This is a genomic window from Dyella mobilis (assembly GCF_016904945.1).
GTDB lineage: Bacteria > Pseudomonadota > Gammaproteobacteria > Xanthomonadales > Rhodanobacteraceae > Dyella_B > Dyella_B mobilis.
Genome location: NZ_JADIKF010000034.1, coordinates 1 through 25,992, shown reverse-complemented (window position 1 = coordinate 25,992; position 25,992 = coordinate 1). Strand labels below are relative to the sequence as shown.

At 59.9% G+C, this 25,992-nt stretch carries 25 protein-coding genes and 2 pseudogenes; 22 read left to right on the top strand and 5 right to left on the bottom strand.

Translation table 11 applies throughout. The annotated features are described in order from the left end of the window. Window positions 1–67: 67 nt before the first annotated feature. The 15 genes and pseudogenes from ISS99_RS03095 (at window position 68) to aceE (ending at window position 14,686) form a co-directional block, all read left to right on the top strand. The gene (locus ISS99_RS03095; RefSeq protein ID WP_204630122.1) at window positions 68–1,264 is read left to right on the top strand and encodes an FHA domain-containing protein; all 1,197 of its coding nucleotides are present in this window, start codon (window positions 68–70) and stop codon (window positions 1,262–1,264) included. 138 nt (window positions 1,265–1,402) lie between these two features. Continuing rightward, entirely contained in the window at window positions 1,403–1,795 is a 393-nt protein-coding gene (locus ISS99_RS03090; RefSeq protein WP_204630121.1) for a hypothetical protein, read from the top strand. Window positions 1,796–1,961: 166 nt separating this feature from the next. Then, window positions 1,962–2,282 carry a hypothetical protein gene (locus ISS99_RS03085; protein ID WP_204630120.1) on the top strand — a complete coding sequence of 107 codons (321 nt, stop codon included), beginning with the start codon at window positions 1,962–1,964 and terminating at the stop codon, window positions 2,280–2,282. After that, window positions 2,279–3,133, top strand: coding sequence for a type III secretion system inner membrane ring lipoprotein SctJ (sctJ, locus tag ISS99_RS03080; RefSeq protein WP_204630119.1), 855 nt, complete (start codon window positions 2,279–2,281; stop codon window positions 3,131–3,133). The genes ISS99_RS03085 and sctJ overlap by 4 nt, the downstream gene beginning before the upstream one ends. Continuing rightward, the gene (locus tag ISS99_RS03075) at window positions 3,133–3,723 is read left to right on the top strand and encodes a hypothetical protein (protein WP_204630118.1); all 591 of its coding nucleotides are present in this window, start codon (window positions 3,133–3,135) and stop codon (window positions 3,721–3,723) included. The genes sctJ and ISS99_RS03075 overlap by 1 nt, the downstream gene beginning before the upstream one ends. After that, complete coding sequence (locus tag ISS99_RS03070; RefSeq protein WP_204630117.1) at window positions 3,720–4,337, top strand: FliH/SctL family protein; 618 nt, start codon at window positions 3,720–3,722, stop codon at window positions 4,335–4,337. The genes ISS99_RS03075 and ISS99_RS03070 overlap by 4 nt, the downstream gene beginning before the upstream one ends. A gap of 137 nt (window positions 4,338–4,474) precedes the next feature. Then, window positions 4,475–5,326, top strand: coding sequence for a FliM/FliN family flagellar motor switch protein (locus ISS99_RS03065; protein ID WP_338081568.1), 852 nt, complete (start codon window positions 4,475–4,477; stop codon window positions 5,324–5,326). Then, window positions 5,323–5,973, top strand: a complete 651-nt coding sequence (locus ISS99_RS03060; protein ID WP_204630115.1) for an EscR/YscR/HrcR family type III secretion system export apparatus protein — start codon at window positions 5,323–5,325, stop codon at window positions 5,971–5,973. Before ISS99_RS03065 ends, ISS99_RS03060 begins: the two co-directional genes overlap by 4 nt. Before the next feature lie 6 nt (window positions 5,974–5,979). Further along, on the top strand, window positions 5,980–6,261 hold the full coding sequence (locus ISS99_RS03055; RefSeq protein ID WP_204630114.1) for a flagellar biosynthetic protein FliQ: 282 nt from the start codon (window positions 5,980–5,982) through the stop codon (window positions 6,259–6,261). Then, complete coding sequence (locus tag ISS99_RS03050; protein ID WP_204630113.1) at window positions 6,258–7,019, top strand: EscT/YscT/HrcT family type III secretion system export apparatus protein; 762 nt, start codon at window positions 6,258–6,260, stop codon at window positions 7,017–7,019. The genes ISS99_RS03055 and ISS99_RS03050 overlap by 4 nt, the downstream gene beginning before the upstream one ends. Further along, window positions 7,016–7,750 (top strand): EscU/YscU/HrcU family type III secretion system export apparatus switch protein, encoded by a 735-nt coding sequence (locus ISS99_RS03045; RefSeq protein WP_204630112.1) that lies wholly within the window; start codon window positions 7,016–7,018, stop codon window positions 7,748–7,750. Before ISS99_RS03050 ends, ISS99_RS03045 begins: the two co-directional genes overlap by 4 nt. After that, window positions 7,747–9,879 (top strand): annotated as a pseudogene (locus tag ISS99_RS03035) (FHIPEP family type III secretion protein). Before ISS99_RS03045 ends, ISS99_RS03035 begins: the two are co-directional and overlap by 4 nt. Beyond that, window positions 9,876–11,186 (top strand): FliI/YscN family ATPase, encoded by a 1,311-nt coding sequence (locus ISS99_RS03030; protein ID WP_204630109.1) that lies wholly within the window; start codon window positions 9,876–9,878, stop codon window positions 11,184–11,186. Before ISS99_RS03035 ends, ISS99_RS03030 begins: the two are co-directional and overlap by 4 nt. 4 nt (window positions 11,187–11,190) lie before the next feature. Further along, on the top strand, window positions 11,191–11,628 hold the full coding sequence (locus ISS99_RS03025) for a hypothetical protein (protein WP_204630108.1): 438 nt from the start codon (window positions 11,191–11,193) through the stop codon (window positions 11,626–11,628). A gap of 364 nt (window positions 11,629–11,992) precedes the next feature. Then, entirely contained in the window at window positions 11,993–14,686 is a 2,694-nt protein-coding gene (gene aceE / locus ISS99_RS03020) for a pyruvate dehydrogenase (acetyl-transferring), homodimeric type (RefSeq protein WP_204630107.1), read from the top strand. A gap of 200 nt (window positions 14,687–14,886) precedes the next feature. Here aceE and ISS99_RS03015 read toward each other — a convergent pair whose 3' ends face one another. Next, complete coding sequence (locus ISS99_RS03015; RefSeq protein ID WP_204630106.1) at window positions 14,887–16,188, bottom strand: hypothetical protein; 1,302 nt, start codon at window positions 16,186–16,188, stop codon at window positions 14,887–14,889. A 284-nt stretch (window positions 16,189–16,472) separates the two neighbouring features. Between ISS99_RS03015 and ISS99_RS03010 the strand changes: the two are divergent. Beyond that, window positions 16,473–16,670: pseudogene (locus ISS99_RS03010) on the top strand (hypothetical protein); the annotation flags it as partial. 138 nt (window positions 16,671–16,808) lie between these two features. Then, complete coding sequence (locus tag ISS99_RS03005; protein ID WP_204630104.1) at window positions 16,809–19,658, top strand: dermonecrotic toxin domain-containing protein; 2,850 nt, start codon at window positions 16,809–16,811, stop codon at window positions 19,656–19,658. Between the two features lie 59 nt (window positions 19,659–19,717). On the opposite strand, the gene ISS99_RS03000 is transcribed toward ISS99_RS03005, so the two are convergent. The 3 genes from ISS99_RS03000 to ISS99_RS02990 all read right to left on the bottom strand — a co-directional run bounded on the left by ISS99_RS03000 (window position 19,718) and on the right by ISS99_RS02990 (window position 22,086). Further along, a complete protein-coding gene (locus ISS99_RS03000) occupies window positions 19,718–20,035 on the bottom strand; it encodes a hypothetical protein (protein WP_204630103.1) in 318 nt (105 codons plus the stop codon). Between the two features lie 86 nt (window positions 20,036–20,121). Then, complete coding sequence (locus ISS99_RS02995; RefSeq protein ID WP_204630102.1) at window positions 20,122–20,796, bottom strand: glutathione S-transferase family protein; 675 nt, start codon at window positions 20,794–20,796, stop codon at window positions 20,122–20,124. An 18-nt stretch (window positions 20,797–20,814) separates the two neighbouring features. Further along, a complete protein-coding gene (locus tag ISS99_RS02990; protein ID WP_204630101.1) occupies window positions 20,815–22,086 on the bottom strand; it encodes an MFS transporter in 1,272 nt (423 codons plus the stop codon). Window positions 22,087–22,182: 96 nt separating this feature from the next. Here ISS99_RS02990 and ISS99_RS02985 point away from each other — a divergent pair, with 96 nt between their 5' ends. From ISS99_RS02985 to ISS99_RS02965, 5 genes are all read left to right on the top strand, one after another. Beyond that, window positions 22,183–23,055, top strand: coding sequence for a LytTR family DNA-binding domain-containing protein (locus ISS99_RS02985; RefSeq protein WP_204630100.1), 873 nt, complete (start codon window positions 22,183–22,185; stop codon window positions 23,053–23,055). An 86-nt stretch (window positions 23,056–23,141) separates the two neighbouring features. Beyond that, window positions 23,142–23,876, top strand: a complete 735-nt coding sequence (locus tag ISS99_RS02980; RefSeq protein WP_204630099.1) for a hypothetical protein — start codon at window positions 23,142–23,144, stop codon at window positions 23,874–23,876. 65 nt (window positions 23,877–23,941) lie between these two features. Further along, window positions 23,942–24,427 (top strand): DUF6491 family protein, encoded by a 486-nt coding sequence (locus tag ISS99_RS02975; protein ID WP_204630098.1) that lies wholly within the window; start codon window positions 23,942–23,944, stop codon window positions 24,425–24,427. A 350-nt stretch (window positions 24,428–24,777) separates the two neighbouring features. Then, a complete protein-coding gene (locus ISS99_RS02970) occupies window positions 24,778–24,972 on the top strand; it encodes a hypothetical protein (protein WP_204630097.1) in 195 nt (64 codons plus the stop codon). Between the two features lie 74 nt (window positions 24,973–25,046). Then, window positions 25,047–25,523: a DUF6491 family protein gene (locus ISS99_RS02965; RefSeq protein ID WP_204630096.1), complete on the top strand. Its 477-nt coding sequence runs from the start codon at window positions 25,047–25,049 to the stop codon at window positions 25,521–25,523. Window positions 25,524–25,637: 114 nt separating this feature from the next. Here ISS99_RS02965 and ISS99_RS23735 read toward each other — a convergent pair. Beyond that, on the bottom strand, window positions 25,638–25,992 hold a 355-nt coding region (locus tag ISS99_RS23735), incomplete at its 5' end, for an integrase core domain-containing protein (RefSeq protein ID WP_204630095.1).

Below are 25,992 nucleotides of genomic sequence, written 5' to 3'. Positions count from 1 at the left end.
CGCACGCGAGGCGTGGAGTTGAGAGCGAGAACACGGGATACATCATCATGGATGAGTGGAGAACAACATGGAACGGCTAGGCTTGCACGTGCTGAGCGGCTTGCATGCCGGGGCGTTGATCGACCTGGGTGGCAAGCCGGGGTGGATGCTCGGTGCCGGCGAGGATGCAGACATCCTGCTTGCCGATGATGGCCTGGCTGAACTGCAATGCCGATTCGTATTCGATCCGGAGGAAGAAAGCTGGCAGCTGGAAAGCTGCGCAGAAGGTGTCACTGTCTTTGGGCTGGCGCTTCCGTCCGAAGGCGCCGTGCACGTACGTGCAGGAACGAGCCTGTCGGTACAGGGTGTGGATATGGCGCTGGTGCAGTTGCAAGAGGCCATGATGCCGGATCGCCCGGCCATGATTCTGGCTACGTCGGCTCGGCGACTGGCCTCTGCACATCGAGCCGTGTTGTGGCAACTCGACCGCAAGGCTTATGCCTTCGCGGTGATGCGGGCAGGCCGTCAACTGCGCTACCTGCCGCTGGTCGTGTTGGTACTGCTGGCGGTAGTGGGTGGCACCAAGTATCAGATCGACCATTACAACGCCGACAAGGAACCCGCTCGCGAGGCGCACGATTACATTCGGCGCACTTTTCCGGACATCAATGTGGCTTACGAAAAGTCTACCGGTGCTACGACCTACGCGGGCTATGTTACAGGGCAGCGCGATCTGGATTATCTACGCACTTTGGCCATGGCTGCGGACCAGGGCCAATCGGTGATCCACGTGGTGCCGATGGAGAGCCTGGCGATGAATGCTTCCTTGTTGCTGGATGAGTACTATCGCGATCCGTTGGTCAGCGTTACCGGGCCGGGTGCGGTACACGTCGCTTTGAGTGCCGATAGCGCAGTGAAAGGGTTGGGAGGCTGGGATTTTTCCGCCATCAGTGCATTGGTGCGGCACGAGCTTCCGGAGTTGCGCGATGTAAACATTGCGATGGCGAAGGCACGTGCCAACCAGGTGGACGTGCCGTACTCGGTTCTGGATTACAGCGTGCTTCCGACACGGGATGATGCCTACTTCGCGATCAGTCCCAATGGCGAGCGATTGTTTCCAGGTGCCTCGGTGAAAGAAGGGAAGCTTGCGCGCGTTGGGCCTTGCGGCGTGGCGTTGGCGTCGGGTTCGGCACTGTTTCAGTTTTCTGCTGACAAAACGCTGTCCTGTGCATACGAGATCGCGCACAGCCATGGTGCGGAGGCGAGTGTATCCACAACACCCTAGGTAGCTCATAGGGTTGGAACGAATGTGCGCCGCACAAACAAAGCCCATATCTATATACCGCTTGTGGCTTGTGCAAGTTGGCTATGGTTGATGCGCAATCAAAGGATTGCGAATTGAAACATTACAGGAGTTAACAACGTGAGCATTTCGACGAACGTCAATCAGAGCAACAACACCAACTTCAACCAGATGTACAGCGATTCGCTGGCCAATGGTCAAAGCAAGGAGAAGCTCAACCAGGCCAAGGCGGCTTTGGGTGGCGGTCAGGCGACCTATGAGTCGCTCATCGCTGCCATGGGCGAGCTCGCCGACAAGCGGTTGCAGGATGCGCAGATTTCCATTCAGCAGCTTGAGCAGGGCGAGAGCAGTGGCGGTGGTGATAGCACTGGTGGTGGCGGTGGTGGCAGCAAGCCTTCCGAAACGATGAAGGCTACGACCGAAGTTCAGTTGGCCATGGGCGATATCCAGGCGGCTCAGAAGACGGCCGAGTCCGCTGCTCAGGAAAAGAAACAGCAGGAAGGCGCCCAGTAAGCAGATTTCTGCTCCGTAGGTGGAGCAGAAATAAGGGCTTGGAAGGCGATGGGCCACGTGAGTGGCCCATCGCCTCTGGCAGCAGCCATGTGGTCATTTTGTTTGGTCGTAAAGACCTGAGTGTTGGACGGCACGCAATAGCCGTCTCTTTCTGAGGCGATATCCCATGGATTTAGGCAATGTCATGCCGGCCTTGATGCCTGATGCGTCGGCGGCAATTCAAACACAATTTTCCTCGGCGCAGTGGGCTTCGATGGAACGGGCAACGACCTTTTCGAAGCCGTTAGCGGCCATCGATGAAGCCATGACGGTGGGTAGAGAGCAGGGTTTCAACAGCCTGCTTGAGCGACTCTCCAAGGGTGACATGAGTCCAGGGCAGTTCATGGTTGCCCAGTTCGAGTTTACGAAATTGACCATTTGTACGCAGGAGATCACGAATCTTTCGAAATCGATCAAGGATTCCTTCGACAAGTTGCAGCAGTCATGACCAGGGTGCGCGCCACACCGTTGTTGGCGTTAAGTATGGTGTGGCTGCTCGCCGGCTGCAGCACTTCGCTGCGCGACAACCTGCAAGAGACGCAGGCTGAAGACATCGTGGCGTTGCTACAGCAGGAAGGTGTGGCCGCAACCAAGCAGCGCGCGAATGACGGTACCTGGTCGGTGGTGCTGAAGGACGGTGAACAGTCCAATGCCGAGCAGATCCTGCATCTGTACGATATGCCTCGTCAGCAGCATCAGAGCCTGACGGATATTTTCCCTGGCACCGGCCTGCTGCCGAGCGATCTGGAAGAACATGCGCGATATCAGTACGCGCTAGGCCAAGAGCTGGCTTCCACGATCGAACGCATTGATGGCGTGCTGTCGGCCAACGTGCAGGTAGCGTTGCCGCCCAAGGATCCCAAGCAGGTTGATCCACCCAAGGCGACGGCTTCGGCATTTGTGCGCTATCGCAGCGATCAGCGCGTGGATCTGATGAAGTCGCAGATTCGTACTTTGATTGCGCGCGGTATTACTGGCGTTACGGCGGATGACGTCTCGGTCTTTACCTTGCCCGTATATCCGCCGCCGCGTAGTCAGAGTGCACGAGTCGTAAGCGGCTGGTTCGGTGTGCGCTATGTGGCGGCCGATTCACTGTGGGTCACGGTTTGGTTTGTACTGCCTTGGCTGATCGTGGCGGCGCTCGCTGTTGCCGTGGTGCGGTTGCGCGGCGGTTTGCCGGCTGGCTGGCATCAGCGCGTGATCAAGCAGATCAACAGGCAATGGAAGCGTGGTAGGCCGCGCGACGCGTTCGGCAGTGGTTCTCGCCCTCCGGGGCCGCGTAGTGGGGATGTAGGCTGATGAGTGGTTACGCCGACCCTGCGTTGTTGCGATGGCTGATGCTGCCGGCTGGACAGGCCGATGCCTCTCATTTGCCGGATCGCCGCGGACAAGATTGTGCACGCGCGTTACGCGTGGCCAGTCGGAGTTTTCTCAAACCTATGCACGATTTACATGCACTGCGGAGTGGAGACAATGCGGATCTGCTGAGTTGGCTGCGCCAGGATCTAGCCTCCCTGCGCTGGGGTTTGTATCTGGCTGGCGCCTGGGTGTTCGGAGGCAAGCTGCGCCTGCGGGCCGGCGGCCCGTTGATGGCGGCACTCACGCGTACGCTAGGTGCGCCACCGCTACTGGAGGCGCTGCGCAGCGATGATCCTTACCTTGGATCATTACCCGCGCTGCAAGACATTGACGACGTGCTGGCCGCCGGTGGCGCGCTGATGTATGCGTATGGCCGTCAATGCATGCCCTTGTTGGCCGATCGATTGTTGTTGAGATTTCCGCCTGAGGAAAGCGATGCCTGGCGCAAAGCCCCGCACGTTGACGATAAGGATTGGCTTATTCGTGTCGCGCAGCGTGTGCTGCACGCCCGGCCCGAGGTGGCGGCATGAGCGCCTTGGAATTGGATACGTTCCAGATGGGTGGCGAGCGTATATTGCCCCCCGAAAAGGTGCAGGCCATGGAGCAACTGCGCTTGCTGGATGCGAGCTTGCGCCGTAGCCACGTTCAAGCGCGTCAGTGTCTGGCGGAGCGCCTTCGTCGTGCGCGTGCTCTTGCCTGGCGGGTTGGCCATCGGCAAGGCCGGCTGGAGGGTATGTACGACATCGCAACTGCTTTTGCCGACGATGTCCGGCAATGGCGTGCCGTGAGCGAAAGAATCGAGCAGGCATTGGCTACCGTGTTGCGGGATGCAACGCTGGCATTGCCAAAAACGCTGCTGATGGAAATGCAGCTGCGCAAATGCTTCGCCGAAGTGCGAGGCGCTGCAGCACTGCGCGTACACGTGAATGCGGCCATGTACAAGTCGGTGCAGGTCATGATGCAGGCGTGGATCGGAGAAGCGAACATGCCCGCGTGCGAGCTTGTGCTCACCGAATACCTCCCCGATGGCGCCTGCCTATTGGAGACCGCTCATGGCATGGTCGAGGGGCAGGTGGACCGCGAGCTGGCCGTGTTTTGCGAACGGGTCAGTACATTGCTGCGGTCGGAAGGAGCGCAGCCGTGACCGTGGCGTGCGATCTGCCATGGCGGGATGCGCCTGCATTTACGCAGGACCACGTACAACTTCGCCACGCACTGGCGTTGTGGGCTGATGACGAGCTTCCGCCACGACGTATACGCGTCCACGATGATTGGTTGAAGGTGGAATTGGCCGAATCGTTGCCATGCTACCCGCTGTGTGTCGAGCTGGAAGGCGCGGTGGGAGCGTTGTCGGTGGGGATCGAATGTGCCGCGCTCTATCCCGAATATTCCGCGGAGCTGGTGCGTGCGGCATGTGAAACCGAAGCGGTGCGGATCGAGCTGATCGAGTGGATCTTGATGCCGTGGTTGGATTGGCTGGAGGCCCGGCTCGGTGGTGCCTTGCGCATCAGCGCGGTCACGCTTGGCCGGGTCATGCCACCCGAGAGTGTGACATTGCGCTTGTGTGCCGAACGCGGTGGCCAGGTGCAGCTCGCAATTGCCGGTAGCGCGATGTCGTGGCTGGCCGCTGCGATTCGCCGTGCACATCCAGCGCCGTGGTCCTGGATGCGCGTGCCGCTGACGGCGGTATTACGGGTCGCAGCGGTTTCTGCACGGGAACTGCGCGCTTTGCAATCAGGCGCCATGGTGCTTTTGGAGTGCCCGTCGCCGCTTTTTTATCTCGGCCACCTACGAAGGAGACGTCTGATGACGGCCCAATGGAATGACGAAACCGGCGGCGCCGTGGTGCGCGGCCAAGCTCACGATGCTCCTGCCGCTACGCCCGCCACCGAGCAGCTGTTTGAACTGGAGGAGCTCAGCTTCGACATCGATGTGGTGCTCGCGACCCGTTCGCTCTCACTGGATGAAGCTTCGGCGCTTTGCCCCGGTGCGATCCTGGATCTGGAACGGCCGGTCGAAGGCCGTCACGTCACCCTGGCTTGCGACGGGCGCGTGTTTGCGCGTGGCACGCTGGCGAAGGTGGATGAGCGGCTCGCGGTGCTGATCACTGAAAGCTGGGGCACCCGACGATGAGTTACCAGGGGCTCGATCCTTGGCTGTACATCATCGCCACCTTCTCCATCGGCATGTTGCCGCTGGGTGCGGTGATGATGACTTCGTTCACGAAAATATCCATCGTGCTGGCCTTGTTGCGCAACTCGCTGGGTGTACAGCAGGCGCCGTCGAACCTGGCGCTGGCCGGCATTGCATCGGCGGTAACGATGCTGGTTATGGCGCCAGTGATGCATCAGATCAACGCGGGCGTGGACCTTGAGGGCATCCTGACGGGCCAGTCGCGCCCGTCGCTGGCCGAACTGGTCGACGCAGTGAAGCCGCCTATCGTGGATTTCATGACCAAGCAGGTTGATCCGCAGGAACTGGAGTCGCTGGCCAAGACGGTAGCCAAGCGCATGCCTGACGATGTCGAGGCGCCATCGGGTTTGTCGGTGCTGGTGCCGGCGTTCGTCATTTCGGAAGTAACGGCAGCCTTCAAGATCGGCATGTTCCTGGCGATCGGTTTTGCGGTGGTCGATTTGATTACGGCCAATCTGCTGATGGCCATGGGCATGACCATGTTCCCGCCAACCACGGTGTCGATTCCGCTCAAGCTGCTGGTGTTCGTCACCACGGCGGGCTTCTCGCGCACCCTGCACGGCCTGATCGACAGCTACAACGTGTAGGCCGCCATGGATAGCTCACAGATCGTGCTTGCCTCGTTCAAGATCATCATGCTGGCCACCGCACCGGTGCTGCTGGTGGCGATGGTCGTGGGCATCCTGGTTGGCCTGGTACAGTCAGTGGTGCAGGTGCAGGATCAAACCGTTAGCTATGTGCTGAAACTGGCCGCAGTGTGCGTCACCCTGCTGGCTTCTGCGCATTGGATCATGCGCCAGATTTCCGGCTTGTTCGATCTGATCCTGGGTGCCGTGCCTGCCGCCGGATACGTCGCCCTGGTGTGGCTGCCATGATGGTTGCCGTGCCGTCCGGCCTTGATGCGCTGATTCCCACGGCACTCTCGATGGTGCGGGTGGGGGTTGCCTTGTCCATTCTGCCGCTTGGAAAAAAAAGCTCGGCCGGCAAGCATTTCACCATGCCGATGGCGCTCGCGGTCGCGTTGTGTGTTCCCGCACCGGTGGTGGAGGTCGCGCAACCGCTCTCGGTGGGGTTGCTCGCCATCAAGGAAGGCTTTCTTGGTGCGGCGCTAGGTTTCATGCTCTCGCGCGTGTTTTTTGTGGTGGGCGGTGCGGGTGCCGTTCTCGATCAGCAGGCTGGCTATACCGTCGGTTCGACGTTCAATCCTACATTCGGTACGACCGCCGGTCCGATCGAGACGATCTTCACCGCGCTGCTGACCCTGATGCTGGTGGATGGTCATGGTGGATTTGCCGCGGCCAAAGCGCTGGCGGCAACTTACGACATCTGGCCGGTAGCGCAGTGGCTGCCTCCTGGCGATCGGTCGTTGCAGGACTTTGTCACACACGTGGTGTCCAACCAAACCCAGCTGCTGCTGGAAATGGCCATGCGCATCGTGGCGCCGATGGCGGCGATGCTGCTGCTGGCGGACATCTGCACGGCCATTGCCGGGCGCTACGCGCAGCAGATGAATCCGTTTTCGATTTCCCTCGCGCTCAAGGCATTCGTGGTGGCGGTGATTATCGGCGTCACGTTGCGTTCCCAGGCGCCGCAATGGTTGCGCGTGATCAAGACCTTGACGGCCGTGTCATGAGCGAGGGTACCGAGCAGCCCACCGAACACAAGCTTCGCGAGGCCAGAAAAAAAGGCGACCGCCCCCACAGCAAGGATTTCACCATCGCCTTCAGCATGCTCGCCTGGACGGCCGTGTTGCTGGCAGGCGGCCCCTACGCGTTCGCGCTGTTGCGGCGTTACGTGACAGTGCTGCTGAGCGTGCTGGTCCAGGAAAAGCGCGGTTTGCAGCTCGGCTGGGAAATGCTGCATCTGCTGGTGGGGGTTGGCGTCGTGGCATTGCTAGGTCTGGTGAATGTGATGGTGCCGGAATGGCTCCAGACGCGCGGAGAAATCGCCAGCAAGAAGGAGTTTATTGATTTCAAGCGCCTCAATCCGGCCGCCGGCCTGAAAAAGCTGTTTGGGCTGCAACGCTTCGTGGAGCTGCTGATGGCGCTGCTGCGCCTGGCGATCATCGCCACGCTCGCGTGGTTCCTGATGCAGGAATTGCTTGGCTTGGTGGCGCGGCTTGGCGACCGGCCCTGGTACTCGCCCTACCTGCTGGTAGATCGCAGCGCCTTGAAGATATTGGGCTTTTCGTCGTTGTTCTGCCTGCTGCTGGGCGGCGTCGATTTGATGGTGCAGCGGCAGTTGTGGATTCGCCGCAACCGTATGAAAAAAGATGAGATCAAGCGCGAGCACAAGGAGCAGGAAGGCGACCCGATTATTCGCGGCGCGCGACGCACGGCTCACAAGGAGATTGCAGGACAATGAACGCAAGTGTGAAAAACAGGCTGCTGAAGTCGCGCGACATCACCGGTTTCATTGCACGTCATGCCGACATCGGCATGGGGCTGGTACTGCTTTCGGTGCTGACCCTGCTGGTGATGCCGGTGCCGATCATCCTGCTAGATGCGGCGATTGCGCTGAATTTCTGTTTCGCCATGCTGCTTCTGGCGGCGGCAGTCTACGTGCGGTCGCCGCTGGACCTGGCGACCTTTCCATCCCTGCTGTTGCTGACGACGTTGTTCCGTCTTGGCCTGGCAGTGGCCACCACCAAGATGATTCTGTTGCACGCCTATGCCGGCGACATCATCCAGACGTTTGGCTAGTTGGTGGTGGGCGGCAACGTCGTCGTAGGGTTGGTGATTTTTGCCGTATTGTGCGCGGTGCAGTTCATCGTGGTCGCCAAAGGCAGTGACCGCATCGCCGAGGTGTCGGCGCGCTTTACGCTGGACGCCATTCCCGGCAAGCAGATGAGCATCGACGCCGAATTGCGCGCAGGCACGCTGACCGGCGAGCAGGCCAAGCAGCGGCGCGACACCTTGCAGAAGGAAATTCAGATGCATGGCGCGCTCGACGGTGCCATGAAGTTCGTCAAGGGTGATGCGATCGTGGGCTTGATTGTCGCGTTGGTGAATATCATCGGCGGCATCGTGATTGGCTCGGTGATGCGCGGCATGCCACTGTCGGAAGCCATGACGACCTACGTGATCCTTACAGTGGGCGATGGCCTGGTTTCACAGATCCCTTCGCTCATCGTGGCTATTTCCGCCGGCCTGCTGATTACCCGTGGCGAAGTCGAAGAATCGGAAGATGGGCAAGCCCCGGACGACAATCTTGGCAGTCGCATTTTCGCTCAATTGGCGAATCGACCGCGTCCGGTAATCATGGCCGGCGCGGGTGCTTGTGTGTTGGCCCTCGTGCCGGGCTTTCCCCACCTGGCCTTTCTGGCCATCGCCGCTGTCCTGTTTTTGATCGGTCTGGCGACGCGGCGGCGCGAGGTGAATCTTGCGAAATCGCGTGACGCGCCGATGCGCAACATGACCAAGGACGGCGCGCATTACGTGATGAACATCCTCGATTCGATCGAGATGGGCACCATGAATCCGCTGCGCATCCGGATCGGCGAGGAAGCGTTTCGTTCGCTTAATCCTGGGACCTTTGATGAAGAGTTGGGTAGTATGCGCGAGCGCCTCACCCAGGAACTTGGCTTGCCGTTTCCGGGCCTGGCGATGAAAGGCGAGGGCGACTACACCCCAACGCTCTATCGCATTGAAGTCGACGCAGAAACGGTGGCCGAAGGCCATCTGCATGGCGGGCGAGTATTCGTGATCGGTGCAGAGGCACTGTTGCCGGAAGAGGCTCGCGACGTACCGGCCGAAGTGCCAGGTATCGGCCGCGGTTATTGGATCGATGCCGAGCAGGCCTCGCCCTTGCGTGAGCAGGGATGCTGGGACTGCGATGCCAATCAGGTGCTCGCCTTTCATTTGCATCATGTCTGTGTTCAACGTGCAAGCGCCTTCATCGGCACTCAGGAGACCAAATACCTGCTCGATCGTTTGGGTATGTTGTTTCCCGATGTGGTGGAGTCGATCGCTGCATCAGTGCCACCAAGCACATTGGCGGAATTGCTGCGCGAACTGCTGAGGGAAGGCGTCTCCATTCGCAACTTGCGCGCGATTTGCGAGGCAATTGCGCGTATGCGTCCTGAGGAGCGAATGGACTGGCTGATGCTGCGCAAGGTACGTATTGCACTGGGCCGGCAGATTGCGCGCAGCGTAATCGACTCGGAAAGCGATGCGATGAAGATGGTATTGCTGGACGAAGCGTGCACGCAATTCCTGCAGGGCGCTTTGCAGGTGTCAGCCTCCGGTCAGCCGCAGTTGGCACTTGACCCTCGTCAGCTCAAGCGTGCCGATGCCACTTTTCGGCCCGTGGCAGGGATGGTGCCCGCAGGCGCCGTCGTGGTGACCTCGGCGGCCTTGCGGCCACACGTGGCAGATCTGCTGCGCGGCGTGTCATCCAATTTGCCGACGTTGGCCATGGAAGAGATTCCGTTCGGTGAAATTGCCGTACAAGGGGCCGGCAAGGTCACGTTGGCCGATGAGGTGGCTGCATGAATGCCGCGGCGTCGTCGCCACCGAATGCAGTGGAGGTGAGGCGTGGCGGAAAAATCGTCGGCGTAACCGGCACGGTCGTGCGCGTTATCGGCGTTCGTGCCCGTGTTGGCGATCTTTGCCGGTTTGTCTCACCGGAAGCGCCGGAGGCGTTGCTTGGCGAGGTAGTTGGCCTCGACGGTGAAGCCTTGATCGTGATGCCGATTGGATCCAACGAAGGATTGTCAGCCACCACGTTGGTGGAAAGCGTCGGCCATGGACTACGCATTCCTTCGGGGCGCGCTTTGCTTGGGCGTGTAGTGGATGGCTTCTGTCGTCCCATGGATGCTCTTCCACCTTTGCCAGAGGCGGTGCACGACGTGCGTGCGAAAGTGCCATCGCCGCTCCATCGGCCTATCGTTGACCAGCCTTTTGCAACAGGCGTGCGCGCAATTGATGGGTTGCTCACCATCGGAGTGGGTCAGCGCGTGGGTGTGTTCGCCGGCCCAGGTGTGGGTAAAACCTCTCTGATGAGCGCTATTGCCGCGCAAGCCAATGTCGATGCCGTGGTGATCGGCTTGATCGGTGAGCGTGGCCGCGAAGTGCAGGAGTTCATGCGTGACGGTATCGCGCCGCAGATGCGCGAGCGCGCGGTGGTCGTCGTGGCGACCTCCGATAGGCCGGCGGCGGAGCGTATCAAGTCGGCGCACGTCGCCTGCGCGATTGCCGAGTCGCTGCGCGACGAAGGTGCGCACGTGCTTTTGGTGTTGGATTCACTTACCCGCTTCGCACGAGCCTTGCGCGAAATCGGGTTGGCCGCCGGCGAACCGCCCGCGCGCCGCGGCTTTCCACCCAGCGTATTTGCCGAGCTCCCGCGCCTGATCGAACGTGCCGGCCGTAGCAATCACGGCGCCATCACCGGCTTCTATACGGTGTTGGCCGAGGGCCAGGAAATGGGCGATCCAGTCAGTGAAGAGGCCATTTCATTGCTGGATGGCCACATTGCGCTTTCGCGCGACCTCGCCGCTGCTGGACATTTCCCGGCGATTGACGTGCTGGCCAGCCGCAGCCGCGTGATGGATAACGTCTGCGAACGGCAGCAGCTTGTCTACGCCGGCAAGGTTCGCCAATGGATGGCTGCGTATCAGAAGTCCGAATTGCTCATCAGGCTGGGTGAATACCGGCCTGGTGCGGATGCGGAACTCGATGAGGCGGTAGCCAAGCACCCCGATATTCGCGCGTTCTTGCAGCAGCCCTTGCGGGAGGCGGCGGCCAGTGTTGAAACCGCAGCAGCTCTGGCGCAGTTGGCGACCCCTCCTGCCGGTATTTGAAAGCATGTCCGGGTCTCTCGATACGCACTCATTGCGCCGCCTGGTTGCTGTCACCGGGCTACGCCGCTACCGCAAGGAAATAGCCTTGCAGCGCGCAGCTTCGGCATGCCGCACCTGCGAGGAAACCTACGCAGCCAGACGCAGCAAGGTCAGCGCCATGGCGACCGACATCGCGACCTTTCGCCAGGACTACGTGCTGCGCACATTGGAATCCGGAACGGGGTTGGACATGCTTGCTCGGGGCATCGAGGTGCTGGTGCATCAGCGCGCCATGGAAATGTTCAGGTCGGTAGAAGACCGTCGTCGCCTGGTGGAGTTGCAACAGCAGCTCCACCAGGCCGCCCGCGAGCTGACGATTGAGGACGAGCGCTTGAAGCTGCATCGTGGTGCGCTTACGGAGGCCGTGCTCGCAAACATCGAACGGCAGGAAGAAGACGACTGACGCCGTGTGACGGATTGGCCGCGTAAGACGCTGGTGTGGTTTGGTGCAGAACACACCCGGACACCACTATTGAGTCCGCATTGAGCTAAGGCGGGCGCCCGGCTTTTTGATCATGGCGGGGGAGGGCGCGAGCGGATGGGTTAAGCATGTCAATGCGCCCCCGTATGGCTGAGGCCCCGCCAATTGGCGGGATCGTCGCGTGGAGGCTAGAATCGGAAGACTCAGCTCGTCCTGCGGCGAACACGCCACGCGGTCCTTATTCCGTGCCGGCCTTAAGCCGCCGGATCGATGCCCCCGGTTTCGTCGCTTCCCCAGCGACGCGCATCCACCGCAAGGCGGCGCCCGGCGCCGCGGAGACGTTTCAATGGATCAGCTCGACGATATCCTCCATCAGGACCCCGACCCCACCGAAACCCAGGAATGGGTTGAGTCGCTCAGTGCCGTCATCGACCGCGAAGGTACCGAGCGAGCGCATTTCCTGCTGGAGCGCCTCGTCGACTCCGCACGCCGTTCGGGCGGCTACATGCCGTTCGACCCCACCACTGAGTACGTCAATACCATCCCGCCGCACCTGGAAGCCAAGATGCCGGGCGATGGCGCGATGGAATGGCGCATCCGCACCCTGATCCGCTGGAACGCCATGGCCATGGTGGTGCGGGCCAACCGCAAGCCGGGTGAGCTGGGTGGCCACATCGCCAGCTTTGCGTCGTCCGCCACACTTTATGACGTAGGTTTCAACCATTTCTGGCGCGCGCCGAGCGCCGATCATCCGGGCGACCTGGTGTTCCATCAGGGCCACTCCAGCCCGGGTGTCTATGCACGTTCCTTCCTCGAAGGCCGCATCGGCGAAGATCAGCTCGACCTGTTCCGTATGGAAGTGGCCGGTCACGGCCGCGGCCTTTCCTCCTACCCGCACCCCTGGCTGATGCCCGATTACTGGCAGGTGCCGACGGTGTCGATGGGTCTGGGTCCGATCCAGGCGATCTACCAGGCACAGTTCTGGAAGTACCTGGAGCACCGCGGCCTGATTCCCAAGTCCGACCGCAAGATCTGGTGCTTCATGGGCGACGGCGAGACCGACGAGCCCGAATCGCTGGGCGCGATCGCCCTGGCCGGCCGCGAAGGCCTGGACAACCTGATCTTCGTGATCAACTGCAACCTGCAGCGCCTCGATGGCCCGGTGCGCGGCAACGGCAAGATCATCCAGGAACTGGAAGGCGTGTTCCGCGGCGCCGGCTGGAATGCGCTCAAGGTGGTGTGGGGCAGCTACTGGGATCCGCTTCTGGCGCGCGACAAGAACGGCGTGTTGCGCAAGCTGATGATGGAAACCATCGACGGCGAATACCAGGCGTGCAAGGCCTTCGGCGGCGCTTACACGCGTGAGCACTTCTTCGGCAAGTATCCGGAGACGCGCGAGATGGTCGCCAACCTGAGCGACGACGACATCTGGCGCTTGAACCGCGGCGGCCACGATCCGCACAAGGTTTATGCGGCCTATCACGCTGCGGTGAACACCAAGGGCATGCCCACCGTGATCCTCGCCAAGACGGTGAAGGGCTACGGCATGGGCGCGGCCGGCGAATCGCAGAACCCCACGCACCAGCAAAAGAAGCTGGACGACGAGGCCGTGCGCCACTTCCGCGACCGCTTCAATATCCCGGTCTCCGACGACAAGCTCAAGGACGTGCCGTACTACCACCCCGGCAAGGATTCGCCGGAAGTGCAGTACATGATGGAGCGCCGCAAGCAGCTCGGCGGCTTCCTGCCGCAGCGTCGCCGCCATACCGACATCAAGCTCAAGGCGCCGGATCTTTCCGCGTTCGAGCAGATCACCAAGGGCACCGGCGATCGCGAGATATCCACCACCATGGCGCTGGTGCGCGGTATGAACCTGCTGTTGCGCGACAAGGCCATCGGCCCGCGCGTGGTACCGATCGTCGCCGACGAAGCGCGCACCTTCGGCATGGAAGGCATGTTCCGCCAGATCGGCATCTATGCGCCGTTCGGTCAGAAATACCGTCCGCAGGACGCCGACCAGCTCCTGTATTACCGCGAAGACCAGAAGGGCCAGGTGCTGCAGGAAGGCATTTCCGAAGCCGGCGGCATGGCGGCGTGGATGGCCGCGGCCACCAGCTACAGCATCAGCAACCAGCCGATGCTGCCGTTCTTCATCTACTACTCGATGTTCGGCTTCCAGCGTATCGGCGACCTGGCTTGGGCGGCGGGCGACATGCGTTCGCGCGGCTTCCTGATCGGCGGCACCGCCGGTCGCACCACGCTCAATGGCGAAGGCTTGCAGCACGAAGACGGCCACTCGCACCTGATGGCCGGCTCCATTCCGAATGTCCGCTCCTACGATCCGACCTTCTCTTATGAAGTGGCCGTGATTCTGCAGGACGGCACGCGTCGCATGCTGGACGACCAGGAAGACGTCTACTACTACCTCACCGTGATGAACGAGAACTACGCCCACCCCGACCTGCCGCAAGGCGTGGAAGAGGGCATCGTCAAGGGCATGTACCTGTTCAAGGACGCCGGCAAGGCCAAGAAGAGCGAGCCGCGCGTGCAGTTGCTGGGCTCGGGCACGATCCTGCGCGAAGTGATCGCTGCTGCCGAGTTGCTGGAGAAGGATTTCGGCGTCAGCGCCGATATCTGGTCGGTGCCCAGCTTCATCGAGCTGCGTCGCGACGGTTTCGATGCCGAACGCTGGAATCGTCTGCATCCGGAAGCGGAGCAGCGCGTGCCGTACGTCACCGGTCTGTTGCAGGCCCACCAGGGTCCGGCGATTGCCGCCACTGACTACGTGCGCGAATACGCCGACCAGATCCGCGCCTTCATGCCTGATGGCATGCGTTACACGGTGCTCGGTACCGATGGCTTCGGTCGCTCGGATACGCGCGAGCATCTGCGTGGTTTCTTCGAGGTGGATCGCTACTGGATTGCGCACGCTGCGCTGGCTGCCTTGGCGAAGGAAGGCAAGGTCAACGCGAAGGATGTGGCGCGTGCGATTCGCGAGTACAAGCTTGATCCGGACAAGCCGAATCCGCAGACGGTGTGATGCAAAAAAAGAACCCGCCGAAAGGCGGGTTCTTTTTGAGATTTTGACGCAGGTCGTGCGCTTTTCAACGTTACGGAAAACCCATTTCGGTTACTTTGGCCGCTGAAACTATTTCGATGGCACAAGGGAATGCCACGTGAGGGGTTGGACGCGCCACACATGACAAAAACATCCCGGGCAAGCTGAGCTCCAATCGCCTGCTAGTTGCCATTTTCCGATATGGTGATCACGGGTTGTGGCGCGGTGTATTGCCCCGACATGATGCGTGCGCCTAGAGCAAGTGAATCCGCATTACCCCATTGCCAGTTAGGTTGCCCCGCCCTCCTCTCCGCTTGGGCTTTCTCGAATCCTGGCCAGCCTTTTACCCGGCCCGTTCCATCCGGATTGATATATTGGTAGTCCTTGCTGTCAACGAGATGGGATGATTCGTGCAAGACGGTCCATTCCAATTTGGCGGGGTCAGAAAACTCGCTCTGTAATTTGTTGACGTTGAATGCCATTTGCTGCTTGTCCTTAATGGCGACCGCAGCGGTCTTCCCGCCTGCGTTGTCGTACTCATAAGAATGGAAATACTTGAGTGCCTCGAAGCCGCCTTTGATGATGTTATCCAGCTTGTCTCGCTGCATGGTCCAATTGGTTTTGAGCGCAGCCCTGCCCTCTGGCCATTGGCTAATACCGGGGAAAAGAGCGTCCATCTGCTTTGTCGTCCCGGCGTCCCAGGGAGTTTTGTCGATGGTCTTGATGGCGTTATCGAGCGTTTGTTTGGCTGAGACGACGGCCGACTGCACGCGCTCCGATATCGGTACTTTTATCTCCTTTCCGTTGACCATCTCGGTGCTCAATGTATTGCCTGGCGGCTCGGTATTGTCGAGCTTCATGTAGCGAGGATCTTTATCGGGATCCACCGGCATATTTGGGTCTGGTGGTACCGGTTGCTTTGCGATGTACTCGAATTCACCGTACTTGACGATGGCGCCTTTCTGATAAGACGAAGCAGCATCGTATGGTTTAGCATTTAAAGAGGGGGCGCCCGACGATACAAAAATCGGCCCATCTCCATTCTCCAGCTGCTGCTGAAAGCTTCCTATGCCTTTTTGGTCCAGATAATCCTGGGGGACTCGATAGATAGGTCTGAACCCGGGATTGGTTTGAGGCCCCATCGATGTCGCCGGAGAAATGTCCTCCTTGGCTTCGTAATAGTTCCCTTTGAACTCAACTCTGGCGCCCTTTTCTACAAAGTCGTCAGAGTTCCACGGCGGTGGATAGTGCTTGGTCCCCAAAGAGCCGAAGGCCGAATTATCATCTGGGTTCGGCGGTGCTCCGTTTTGAGGCGGCGCGGATGGTGACGGTTGCTGGTGTTGGTGTCTTTGTGGGCCAAATCCATTGCCGCCCGGTGTGATCAGGGGGTTACCGGTACCCTGATTTGAAGCGTCGGTATTTTTGTTCTGAGGGGGCTGGTAATCGCCGTAGCTGGACGAAGAGCCTGCAGTTTCCGTTCTCATGAGAAATTCCTGGCCTGGATTCATGGATGATCATGTCTTTGGTTTGGCTAGGGAGAACATGTTCTTGCCTAGCGTGTAAGGAGTCTTGCACGCAACGCTACGCCGACTGCGGTATATGTGTATTTTCGAGGTTGTATGAGAAACGGCGCTCCAATAAAAAAGAGTCCGCAAAAAGCGGGCTCTTTGACTGGAAGAAGTGCTGCAGGTGGATATTTTTCTTAATGCTTGTCATCACCACTGAATGCGCGGCGCAGCAACAGAAAAGCACCGCTATATGCGATGGCATGCACTGTGCCGTGCTCGGTATCAACGGCTTTGGGCGTTCGGATCTGAGTGATTTCTTCGAAGTGAATCGTTACTTGATCGCGCACGCTGCGTTGGCAGCACTGGCGAAGGAAGGTAAGGTCAGCGCGAAGGGTGTTGCGCGTGCCATTCGCGAATGCAAGCTCGATCCGGGCAAGCCGAATCTGCAGACGGTGTGATGCAGGAAAAAGAACCCTCCGAAAGGCGGGCTTTTTATTTCAATGCGGACCACGCAATTTTCGTAAATATCCATCGTCATGGTGCCTGTCGCAGCGAAGATACTGTGGCAAAGCATTCGAGCCGACGATGGGTGTCACTTGTCTACTACTCCGAGCATATTCATCACCAACAGAAGCTACACCTATAACGATGATTTGCCCAATGGCGGTTCGGGGATTTCAGTCCTGCCTGAAATCAAGCCGGTGCCTGGCGCCCCGTTTGCTAAGTCGCGTATGAAAAGGCCTGATGAGCAACTATCCGGGTTGCCAGCATCACCACTCCAACCGCAATCCATGCTGCAGAACCTGCAAAAGGACGTGCAAGCAGGGGGTTACCTGACTTCAGATGGGGAGCTGTTGGCCCATCGCTTCCTCTCTCCCAACACCAATTTATCGTCCCCGCCGTATGCGCGCGCCTTCAGTTTCGCCGTCAATGGTGTGGAATCGAATGATTCCTTCATTATCCAGGGCTTCGGCAATGGCGATCCGCAAAAAAATCGCATCGTGCTGTATATGCCGGACCATGGTGAAGGGCATGCCTATCATGAGTTTGGCTCCATGGACGAACTGCGCGCCTGGGTCGCACGTATGGGACAAGACCCCACTGGGCGCGCGAGGTTCTTGAGCCACTTTTCCGAGGTCGCGCAACCGTCGGTGGGGAACTCGTTAGATATGCTCAATGGCGCGTCCAATAGTCCGGAAGTGTCCTACCAAAACGATGTCGTCGTAGGCGCTTATGCGGAAATACGTGGCGATGTGTCTAAGCGTGTCGGTCACGCGGGATCCTACCCGCCGGGCAATGGCAAACTGAGCGACATCCAGTTCGCCGGCAACACCAAAGGCATCGATACCTTTCGCGGCAAAACGGCTGAAGGTGAGACGGTTAACTATCAATACGATGCCTACGGCAATCTGCTTGGTGCCGGTGATCGAGGGCATTTCTTTGTCCAGGAAAATGGCTTGAGAGTGCCTTCTGCCAGCATGGAAGTGTTCGACAATCAGAGTGCCTTCGATAAGCGAGTGGCCAGCATGGCTTCTGATAACGTCGGCGCCAATGATCTGCACGGGTTCATGGATGAGTTGCTGAATCATCTACAAAATCCCGCCTATGGTCTGGGCGATGCGCTGACGCAACTGGGGCTCAACGAAGGTACCAGCCGTTTTATGGAGCAGTTCGCTGGCAACCCGGTGGGTGCGCTATTGCACCAAGTCAACGATCTCACCGGCAATGCCTTCGGGCGCGCTCTTGGCATGGACCAGCAACATGCAGATGAGTTGCTCGATCAGGCCGGCCTGGCTATTGGGGCTTTGACCCCCTATGGAGCAGAAGAGTTTCTGGCCAGGGTCATTGCCAAGGCCAACAAGGGAGAAGCGCTAAGTCGGGAAGAGATTGCTGACCTGAACCAATGGGGCTCCTCGACCCCCACCGAAAAAAAGGAAGTAGTACCTCATTCGGGACCGGCTGGGATTTCCGGTGCGTCGACCCCGTTGTCAGATGTCGAACGCTACGCGACGTCTATGACTCCATCAGAGCTTGCTACGAGAGCCAAGAAAGAAGGGTACGGGGTCTATCACCTGGATGGTAAGCAATACGTTCCCTACGACGGCAGGGTGTATCAGGTTCGCGTGAATGCCTTGCAGCCTGATCGGGCCACCGTCATCGATCCGGCGACACAGGAAGAAACCGGAGAAATCTTCAAACGCGATGTCAATAATCAATGGGCGCCGGATAAGACGCCCAAGCTGCTGGGGGGCGCAGGTGGGCCCGCGCCTGCAAACCCGATCCCTGCAAGCGAGCCGAGGCGGATTGTGGTGCCCACCGACGGCGTCGAGAATTTTCCTGCTAGACCTAGAATTGCGTCGAAGGATGCGAGCAGCAATCAGTTGGTCTATCACGACGTACGCTACGACCCTCAAGTGGGTGCATGGAAGAGCAACGATGGCCGCTTCTGGTGGAGGCAGTCGTCGGATCGCGAGTGGGTTGGTGGAACTGAGCAGGAATTCAAAGCTGCCAAAGACAAGCTTCAATCCAACTACTCCAGCGTGATTAATGTTCCGGCAATTCCAGAGATTCCTGCGCAATCGGAACTGAAGGAAATTCCGAGGGATGTGCACTACGTTTGGATAGGAGGCGACCTGCCCGAAGATCGCATCGCCAATATCAAGAATAACGCGGCGAAGGCGAGCGGCTATCGTCACGTGGTGCACGTGGATGTGGATGATGCTTCCTTTGCAAAGATAAAGAAAAGTTTCGAAGGTTATCCAGCCATAGAGGTAAAAAATCTCAGGGATGAACCTTTCTTTAAAAAATTTCAGGCATCCGAAGCCTATCCCGCCTACAAGTTATTCAGTACCCCAGGGGCTGATGTCAATTATTCGGCAGCCTCGGACGTCCTCCGCTACTCTCTGATGGACGAGTATGGTGGCGTCTATCTGGACTCGGACGACTATCTGAAGGAAGGAGGGATATTCGGCCCGCTGATGGTGAAGCCTGGCGATATGCTGTTGTCGGATCAAGTCAGCATGCCGCATGGCGACTTGCATCAGGGATTCAACTCCAGTGCCTTCGCCACGCATCCGAACAATCCATTGCTGAAAGAGACTACCCGCGAAATGATCAAGGCGTTCGAGGAAAATAAGTCGAAATTTAAGAATCGCCCTCGAGCAGGTTCGGATGGGGATGAGAAATTCAATCGCTACATGGACGACGTGTTCAATATCACTGGGCCGGGTCTTTTAAACCGGGTGCTAAAAAAATACAGACCTGGTATCGAAAACTTGGATCTATTCAAGCTGAGGGATTTGGGGATTTACGAGAATGCGGTTGATTTAGAGCGTGACGTTCAGCGAATTCACTCCGGGATCAGATATTACGTGCAGCTCTCCTCGGATGAGAATATTTTCCCGGTCGTCATCGGTAGCGACCATAGTTGGCGACATACCCGCTAGCTATCTGGGTTAAAAAAAGCCCGCCTATTGGCGGGCTTTGCTGGTCAGAAAGAAACGACTTAATCCTCATCGTCACCACTGAACGCCCGACGCAACAACAGAAACGCGCCAATCGTGCCGGCGACAATAGCCGCTGTAGCCACCGGATGGCGATTCACGTGCCGGCGCAGGCGGCGGTACTGGTAGTTGGCCTCGTCGGCGAAATCCTCGGCGGCGCGGGCGATGCGTTTGCCGGTGTCGGCACCTTGCAGGCGGCTGACTGCGCGGCGACCGCGCGTCATCAGGTTGTCGGCCGTGTCGGAGACGCCATCGGTGTAATGACGAACGCGGGTGCTGAGGTCGTCGAGGCGACGTTCGATATCGGCTTGCTTGCTCATGGGGATGCTCCACACTGCCCGGAAGGTTGAAGTTGCCAGCGCTGGCGTGAGCGCGGCGTTAATCGATCATACGCGCGTTCAGCCATTCAGCCGCTTAACAGATTGTATTGGCCGCCGCGGTCCAGCGCTTTTCTGTAGGCCGGGCGCGCATGGATGCGTTGCAGGAAGGCTTGCAGGCGCGGATAGCGACCGTCGAGCCCGGCGCGCGCGGCCGCCGCTTCCAGCGGAAAGCTCATCACGATGTCGGCAACGCTGAAATCCGCGCCGCCGAACCAGTCGGCCTTGGCCAGCTCGCCTTCCAGATAGGCAAGGTGCAGGGCGATCTGCGGATCCACGAAGGCGGCCTGCACCTTGCCGGCGATCCCTTTCGCCACCGGGCGCACGAAAAATGGCACCGGTGCGGTTTCGACGCGCCGGAACACCAGCTTCAGCAGCAGTGGCGGCATGGCCGAGCCTTCGGCGTAATGCAGCCAGTAATTGCAGCGCAGGCGCTCCGGTGTGCCGTGCGTGGGAATGAGCTTGCCGGCGCCGTAGCGGTCGCCCAGGTATTCGATGATGGCGCCCGATTCGGCCAGGGTGAGTTCGTCGTCGGTTACTACCGGGGCCTTGCCCAGCGGGTGCACGGCGCGCAGTTCCGGTGGTGCGAGCAGGGTTTTTGGATCGCGCTGGTAATGCTTTATCTCGTACGGCACGCCCAGTTCTTCCAGCAACCATAGGATGCGTTGCGAGCGCGAATCGTTGAGATGGTGAACGGTGATCATGGCGGGTTTCCGTTGGCGTCAGATCGTTGGTGTGGAGGTTTGTTGATCTTGTATCGGTTGTTCCAGATGCAGGCGTTGGCGACGGCGCAGGCTGGGGAACATCCACATCCACAGGCCCACGACCACCAGCGTGCCGATGCCGCCGACCACGGCCGAGCCCACCGCGCCCAGCCATGCTGCGGCCATGCCCGATTCGAATTCGCCCAGTTGGTTGGAGGTATTGATGAAGATCGCATTGACCGCGCTCACCCGACCGCGCATTGCATCTGGGGTATCGAGCTGCACCAGCGAACCGCGGATCACCATGCTGACCATGTCGAAGGCGCCCAAGGCGAACAGTGCGATGAGCGACAGCCACAACACGTTCGACAGTGCAAAAACCAGTGTGGCGACGCCGAAGCCGGCGACGGAGGCGAACATGATCTTGCCCACGCGCCGTTCCATGTTGTGGCGTGCCAACCAGAACGACATCAGCAGTGCACCCACGGCGGGCGCCGCACGCAGCAGGCCCAGCCCCCACGGGCCGGTATGCAAAATATCCTTGGCGAAAATCGGCAGCAGTGCGGTGGCGCCGCCCAGCAGCACGGCAAACAGATCCAGCGAAATCACGCCAAGCACGTCCTTGCGCTCGCGAATGAAATGCACGCCGGCGAACAATGTTTTCAGCGTGGCGGGTTCGCGTTTCGGCGGTGCCTGCTCATAGCGCAATTGCGACACCATGGTGGCGGCAATCAGGTACAGCACGGCGGACGCGCTGTACACCACGCCGGGCCCGGCCACATACAGCAAGCCGCCCAGCGCCGGTCCGACAATCGACGCCGCCTGCATGGCCGAGCCGTTGACGGCCATGGCGCGCGGCAGCAGGGTGGGCGGCACCAGGGCGGGCACCATCGATTGCATCGACGGCGATTCGAACGCCTTGGCCACGGCGATGATAAAGATCAAAGCCAGGATGCCCGCTTCATCGATGGCATGCAGCAAGGTAAGCGTGGCCAGCAGCACGATCGCGATCCACTCCACGATCTGGCCGATCAGCACGATCCGCCGCCGGTCGAATTGATCGGCCAGGTGACCAGCGGGCAAGGCCAGCAACACGGAGGGAAAAAACTGCACCAGGCCGATCAGGCCCAGGTCGAACGCCCGTCCGGTGATGGAATAGATTTGCCACCCCACCGCCACCGACAGCATCTGGAAACCAAAGCTGGATGCGGTGCGTGCGCACCAGAAGGCGACATAAGCACGGTGTTGAAACAGCGAGTCGGCGGAGCCTGACGTGGGGGACTGCGACATGAAGGGTCCTTGCCTGGAGCGTGCATTATCGGGTGCGGAAGGCCGTATACAAAGCGGCACGCGAGGCGGTCATCCAGGCTCGATAGAATGGCCTTTATGACAAAGCACAGCGGCTTCACTTTCGAAAGCTTCCAGCGCTGGCGCCGCGGGTTCGAGCTGGCGTTCTGGCCGGTGTACTTCGGCGTCAACACGGTATTGAACGGTATGGTTTCGGTGATGGACCATCCAGACTCGTCGACCTGGGAACCCTGGGTATGGGAGTCCAGCAGTGCGGTGACAATGCTGGCCTTGATACCCGCCCTGGTCTATGTATCGCGGCGCTGGCCGTTGCGCTTGGAGACCTGGCAACGCAACTTGCCGCTGCATCTGGCTTTCAGTCTTGCGTTTAGCTTGATCCACGTCGTCGGCATGGTGGCCTTGCGCAAGCTTGCCTATGCGTTGGCCGGATCTCATTACGTTTTCGGCGAGGGGTGGAAGGACTTCGGTTACGAATACCTGAAAGACATCCGCAGCTATTTCTGGCTCCTGGTCGGCATTGGCTTGTATCGGCTGTGGGTGGTGCGTTTCCAGGGCGAGGCGCGCCTGCTGGACGAGCCGGACGTAGGGCCGCCGGTGGAATCCATCGAACAGCCCGAGCGCTTTCTGGTGCGCAAGCTCGGCAAGGAATTTCTGCTGGCGGCGCGTGAGATCGAATGGCTGCAGGCGTCCGGCAATTACGTGAACCTGCACGTGCGCGGACGCGATTATCCCTTGCGCACCACCATGGCCGCGATCGAAGCCCGGCTGGATGCGCAACAGTTCGTGCGGGTGCAACGCAGCTATGCCGTCAATCTGGAGTTTCTGGTCGAGATCGAGCCGCTGGATACCGGCGACGCGCGCCTGCTGATGCGCGATGGCGTGAAAATTCCTTGCAGTCGGCGTTATCGCACCGCTTTGCGCGATCGCTTCGGCCAGTCCGCCGTCGCCTGATGGCAGGTGGACATCGGGCCGTGCCGGTTGCGCCCGGCGGTGGCTCGTTCCAAGCTAACGGCCTGTCCAACGCCGGTGCTTCGTCCATGACCCGTTCGCTTCTTCATCGCTCCCTCATTGTGGCTGCCTCTTGCGGCTTGCTGGCCGTGGCCGCCTGTTCGCAGCAAGGGCAGAATGCGCCGTCGCAGGCCGATGCGGCCAAAGCCCAGGCCCAGGTGGAGGCCAACGAGGCCAACACCCAGCTGCAGAATTACCGCCAGCTGTTGCAGGCGAAGAACGACGAAATGGCCGCGGAGCTGGGCCAGGATATCGTGCAGCATTTCCCCAATACCGATGCGGCCAAGGAAGTGCAGCAAACCTTGCCGGAGGTGGAGCAGCGCGCGAAGGCCGCAACGGAGAAGCGCCGCCTGGCTGCGCTGTGGACTTACCAGGTCGGCCCGATGGAGGGCGGTACGCAGTCCACGGCCAGCCTTTTCAGCGAACGGCCATCAGGGGATCACGCGGTGCGCCTGATACTGCGGCGCCACACCAAGTGGGGTCAGAGTGTATTTATGTTTGGTCCGGGGCACGGCTTCGTGTGCAAAGGTAACTGCGTCATCCAGGCACAGTTTGACGGCAAGCCGCATCCCTTGCGCGCCTTCCTGCCCACGACCGGCGAGCCGGCGATCTTCATCCGCGACGACAAGCCCTTTATCGAAGCGATGGAGAAAACCAAGCGCATCACCATGGACGTGGAAATGCAGGACGGCGGCAAGCAGACGCTGGTATTCGAAACGGGCGGTTACGACCCTTCGAAGTGGACCGATCTCGGCAAGAAATAAGCGGGGCGCGTGACAGGTTGTCTTGGTGCCGTTGACGACACATCCCATCATGGAGGAAGTCGCTCATGTCGAAAATTCGAGTTTTGTTGACCGCACTCATCGCCGCCTCGCTGGTGGCCTGTGCCAGCGTGCCCTATGCGCAACGCCAGCAGCAGCGCCAGCAAGCCTATAACGCCTCTGCCGGTGCGCCGGTGCAGAGTTTCCGCCTGATCTTGAGCGGTTTCTATTCCTGGGAGCCGCTCAGCGACACGCAGTTGGTGATCTACACGCAGCCCACGCGTGCCTATCTGTTGGACGTCTGGCCGTGCACTAATCTCACTTTTGCCAGCGGTATCGGCCTGACGTCGTTCGCCAACCAGGTGCAGGTGGGGTTTGACCAGATATTCACCGGTCGCGGTTATGTGCCCTGCCGCATCAAGCAGATTCGACCCGTGGACCTGGCGCAGTTGAAGGTGGAAAAGGAAGCGCAACGTCACGTGGACAGCTTGCCGCGCGACAGTAGCCAACCCGCATCCGCGTCTTCGTCGGCAGGTGCTACCGAGACCCACTGAGCCCATGGCCGAGCCGGAGATTTTCTGCCCGCAGTGTGCCTGGCGTCCGATAGGGCCTGTTAGCACTATTTTCGTGGCCCGCGCCGGGAGCTGTTTGCTCGCCAGCCAAGGAAGAGTGAACGAGTGTACGTCCGTACACGACTGAGCGATGACGCCGGATGGCGGGCAAACAGACCCGGCCCGAAGGGTTGCCGTTGAGTGGCCGCCATGCGGCAGCGCGCGGCCCAGGCTTGGCAGCCAGCCAAGTCAGTGCCACGCACTACCACCTGACGACCACTCAACGACAACGCGGGCTACGAAAATAGTGCTAACAGGCCCTATGCACCAGCCGCTGGATTTGTTCGCAGAAAATGGGCGGTTGCGGCACGCTGTGGAATACGTTCTGGACGGGCGGTGTTTGTCCCGGCTGCGGTTATCGCTGGGAAATCACCGCCTGTCTTTCGTGCAAGCAGTTTTCGCTGCATGAGCACTGGTACCACTGGCCCGAATCCAGCACGCAGGATCGTGAGCGCGAGCGTGAAGTGGAGTACCCATCTTCCGGCTGAAGGGGCAGGGTGCGCGCTGTGCACTTCCACGGCGCTGGCGCGTTTAGGCCGACAGAGAAACCGGAGAGAGTGTCATGTCGAGGACCCAAATCGCATTGGCCGCCTGTGCGGCGGTCTTGCTTGCCGCCTGTTCCAGCGTGCCCTATGCGCAACGCACGCAGCAGCGGCTGGATGCCTATAACGGTGCTGCCGGCACGCCCGTACGCAGTTTTCAGTTCTTGAGTCGCATCTGGTCGTGGGAGCCGCTGTCCGATACGCAGCTGGCGATCTACACCACGCCCAACAAGGCGTATTTGCTCAATACCTGGAGCTGCCCGAACTTGATGTGGGCCCAGGCGATCGGGCTGACCTCCACCTTCCGCGAGGTATCGGTGAATTTCGACAAGGTGCTGACCGGCCGTCCCTACGCGCCCTGTGTCATCACCCAGATCCGTCCGGTCGACCTGTCGAAGTTGAAGATTGCCCAGGCCGCCCAGCGTGAAGTGGATATGCAGCCGCGCGACAACGCCAATGGCGCCGCACCGCCGGCAGGCAACAGCAGCCACCCGTAACTATTAGTTGGGTGCTTGCCCGAAGCCCGTCGTAGGTTGGGTTAGCGCAGTGTACGGAGTGGGGACATGGGTAACGCCTGTTCGGAGACATGGGTAACACATGTAAAGGCGAGTTTAGCGCGGTAAACGCAAGTCGATGTGTTGAACGGTGCGATGCATGAACAGCACATCCATCAGGCCATCGGTAGGCGATGGCCTGATCGCCACCGGCAGCCCCACCAACCCTTCGCTCACAAAGATCGTGCGGCCGCGATACACGATCTGGCCGTTGCGCCGAACCTTCAACACGTGCACGCCTTGGTCGTAGAGGATCGGTGACAGACGGGCAGGATAAGCGCGCGGACTGGGTCGATAACGCGAGATAGGGGGACGCAATCCCAGCGCCTCGTGTGGTCGCCGGCAGTTATAGAGATGGCGCCAGCTGTCCATGGCGCGCTGGCAGGCAGCCAGGCTGGCGTAGTGGCGAGCT

What these genes read in the sequence shown, in the direction of transcription:
- ISS99_RS02990 (WP_204630101.1), bottom strand. Translation starts at nt 22,086, where the DNA reads ATGTCGCAGTCCCCCACGTCAGGCTCCGCCGACTCGCTGTTTCAACAC.
- ISS99_RS03015 (WP_204630106.1), bottom strand. Translation starts at nt 16,188, where the DNA reads ATGAGAACGGAAACTGCAGGCTCTTCGTCCAGCTACGGCGATTACCAG.
- ISS99_RS03095 (WP_204630122.1), top strand. Translation starts at nt 68, where the DNA reads ATGGAACGGCTAGGCTTGCACGTGCTGAGCGGCTTGCATGCCGGGGCG.
- ISS99_RS03030 (WP_204630109.1), top strand. Translation starts at nt 9,876, where the DNA reads ATGAATGCCGCGGCGTCGTCGCCACCGAATGCAGTGGAGGTGAGGCGT.
- ISS99_RS02975 (WP_204630098.1), top strand. Translation starts at nt 23,942, where the DNA reads ATGTCGAAAATTCGAGTTTTGTTGACCGCACTCATCGCCGCCTCGCTG.
- ISS99_RS02980 (WP_204630099.1), top strand. Translation starts at nt 23,142, where the DNA reads ATGACCCGTTCGCTTCTTCATCGCTCCCTCATTGTGGCTGCCTCTTGC.
- ISS99_RS03055 (WP_204630114.1), top strand. Translation starts at nt 5,980, where the DNA reads ATGGATAGCTCACAGATCGTGCTTGCCTCGTTCAAGATCATCATGCTG.
- ISS99_RS03085 (WP_204630120.1), top strand. Translation starts at nt 1,962, where the DNA reads ATGGATTTAGGCAATGTCATGCCGGCCTTGATGCCTGATGCGTCGGCG.
- sctJ (WP_204630119.1), top strand. Translation starts at nt 2,279, where the DNA reads ATGACCAGGGTGCGCGCCACACCGTTGTTGGCGTTAAGTATGGTGTGG.
- aceE (WP_204630107.1), top strand. Translation starts at nt 11,993, where the DNA reads ATGGATCAGCTCGACGATATCCTCCATCAGGACCCCGACCCCACCGAA.
- ISS99_RS03050 (WP_204630113.1), top strand. Translation starts at nt 6,258, where the DNA reads ATGATGGTTGCCGTGCCGTCCGGCCTTGATGCGCTGATTCCCACGGCA.
- ISS99_RS02965 (WP_204630096.1), top strand. Translation starts at nt 25,047, where the DNA reads ATGTCGAGGACCCAAATCGCATTGGCCGCCTGTGCGGCGGTCTTGCTT.
- ISS99_RS03070 (WP_204630117.1), top strand. Translation starts at nt 3,720, where the DNA reads ATGAGCGCCTTGGAATTGGATACGTTCCAGATGGGTGGCGAGCGTATA.
- ISS99_RS03075 (WP_204630118.1), top strand. Translation starts at nt 3,133, where the DNA reads ATGAGTGGTTACGCCGACCCTGCGTTGTTGCGATGGCTGATGCTGCCG.
- ISS99_RS03000 (WP_204630103.1), bottom strand. Translation starts at nt 20,035, where the DNA reads ATGAGCAAGCAAGCCGATATCGAACGTCGCCTCGACGACCTCAGCACC.
- ISS99_RS03045 (WP_204630112.1), top strand. Translation starts at nt 7,016, where the DNA reads ATGAGCGAGGGTACCGAGCAGCCCACCGAACACAAGCTTCGCGAGGCC.
- ISS99_RS02970 (WP_204630097.1), top strand. Translation starts at nt 24,778, where the DNA reads ATGGGCGGTTGCGGCACGCTGTGGAATACGTTCTGGACGGGCGGTGTT.
- ISS99_RS03060 (WP_204630115.1), top strand. Translation starts at nt 5,323, where the DNA reads ATGAGTTACCAGGGGCTCGATCCTTGGCTGTACATCATCGCCACCTTC.
- ISS99_RS02985 (WP_204630100.1), top strand. Translation starts at nt 22,183, where the DNA reads ATGACAAAGCACAGCGGCTTCACTTTCGAAAGCTTCCAGCGCTGGCGC.
- ISS99_RS02995 (WP_204630102.1), bottom strand. Translation starts at nt 20,796, where the DNA reads ATGATCACCGTTCACCATCTCAACGATTCGCGCTCGCAACGCATCCTA.
- ISS99_RS03025 (WP_204630108.1), top strand. Translation starts at nt 11,191, where the DNA reads ATGTCCGGGTCTCTCGATACGCACTCATTGCGCCGCCTGGTTGCTGTC.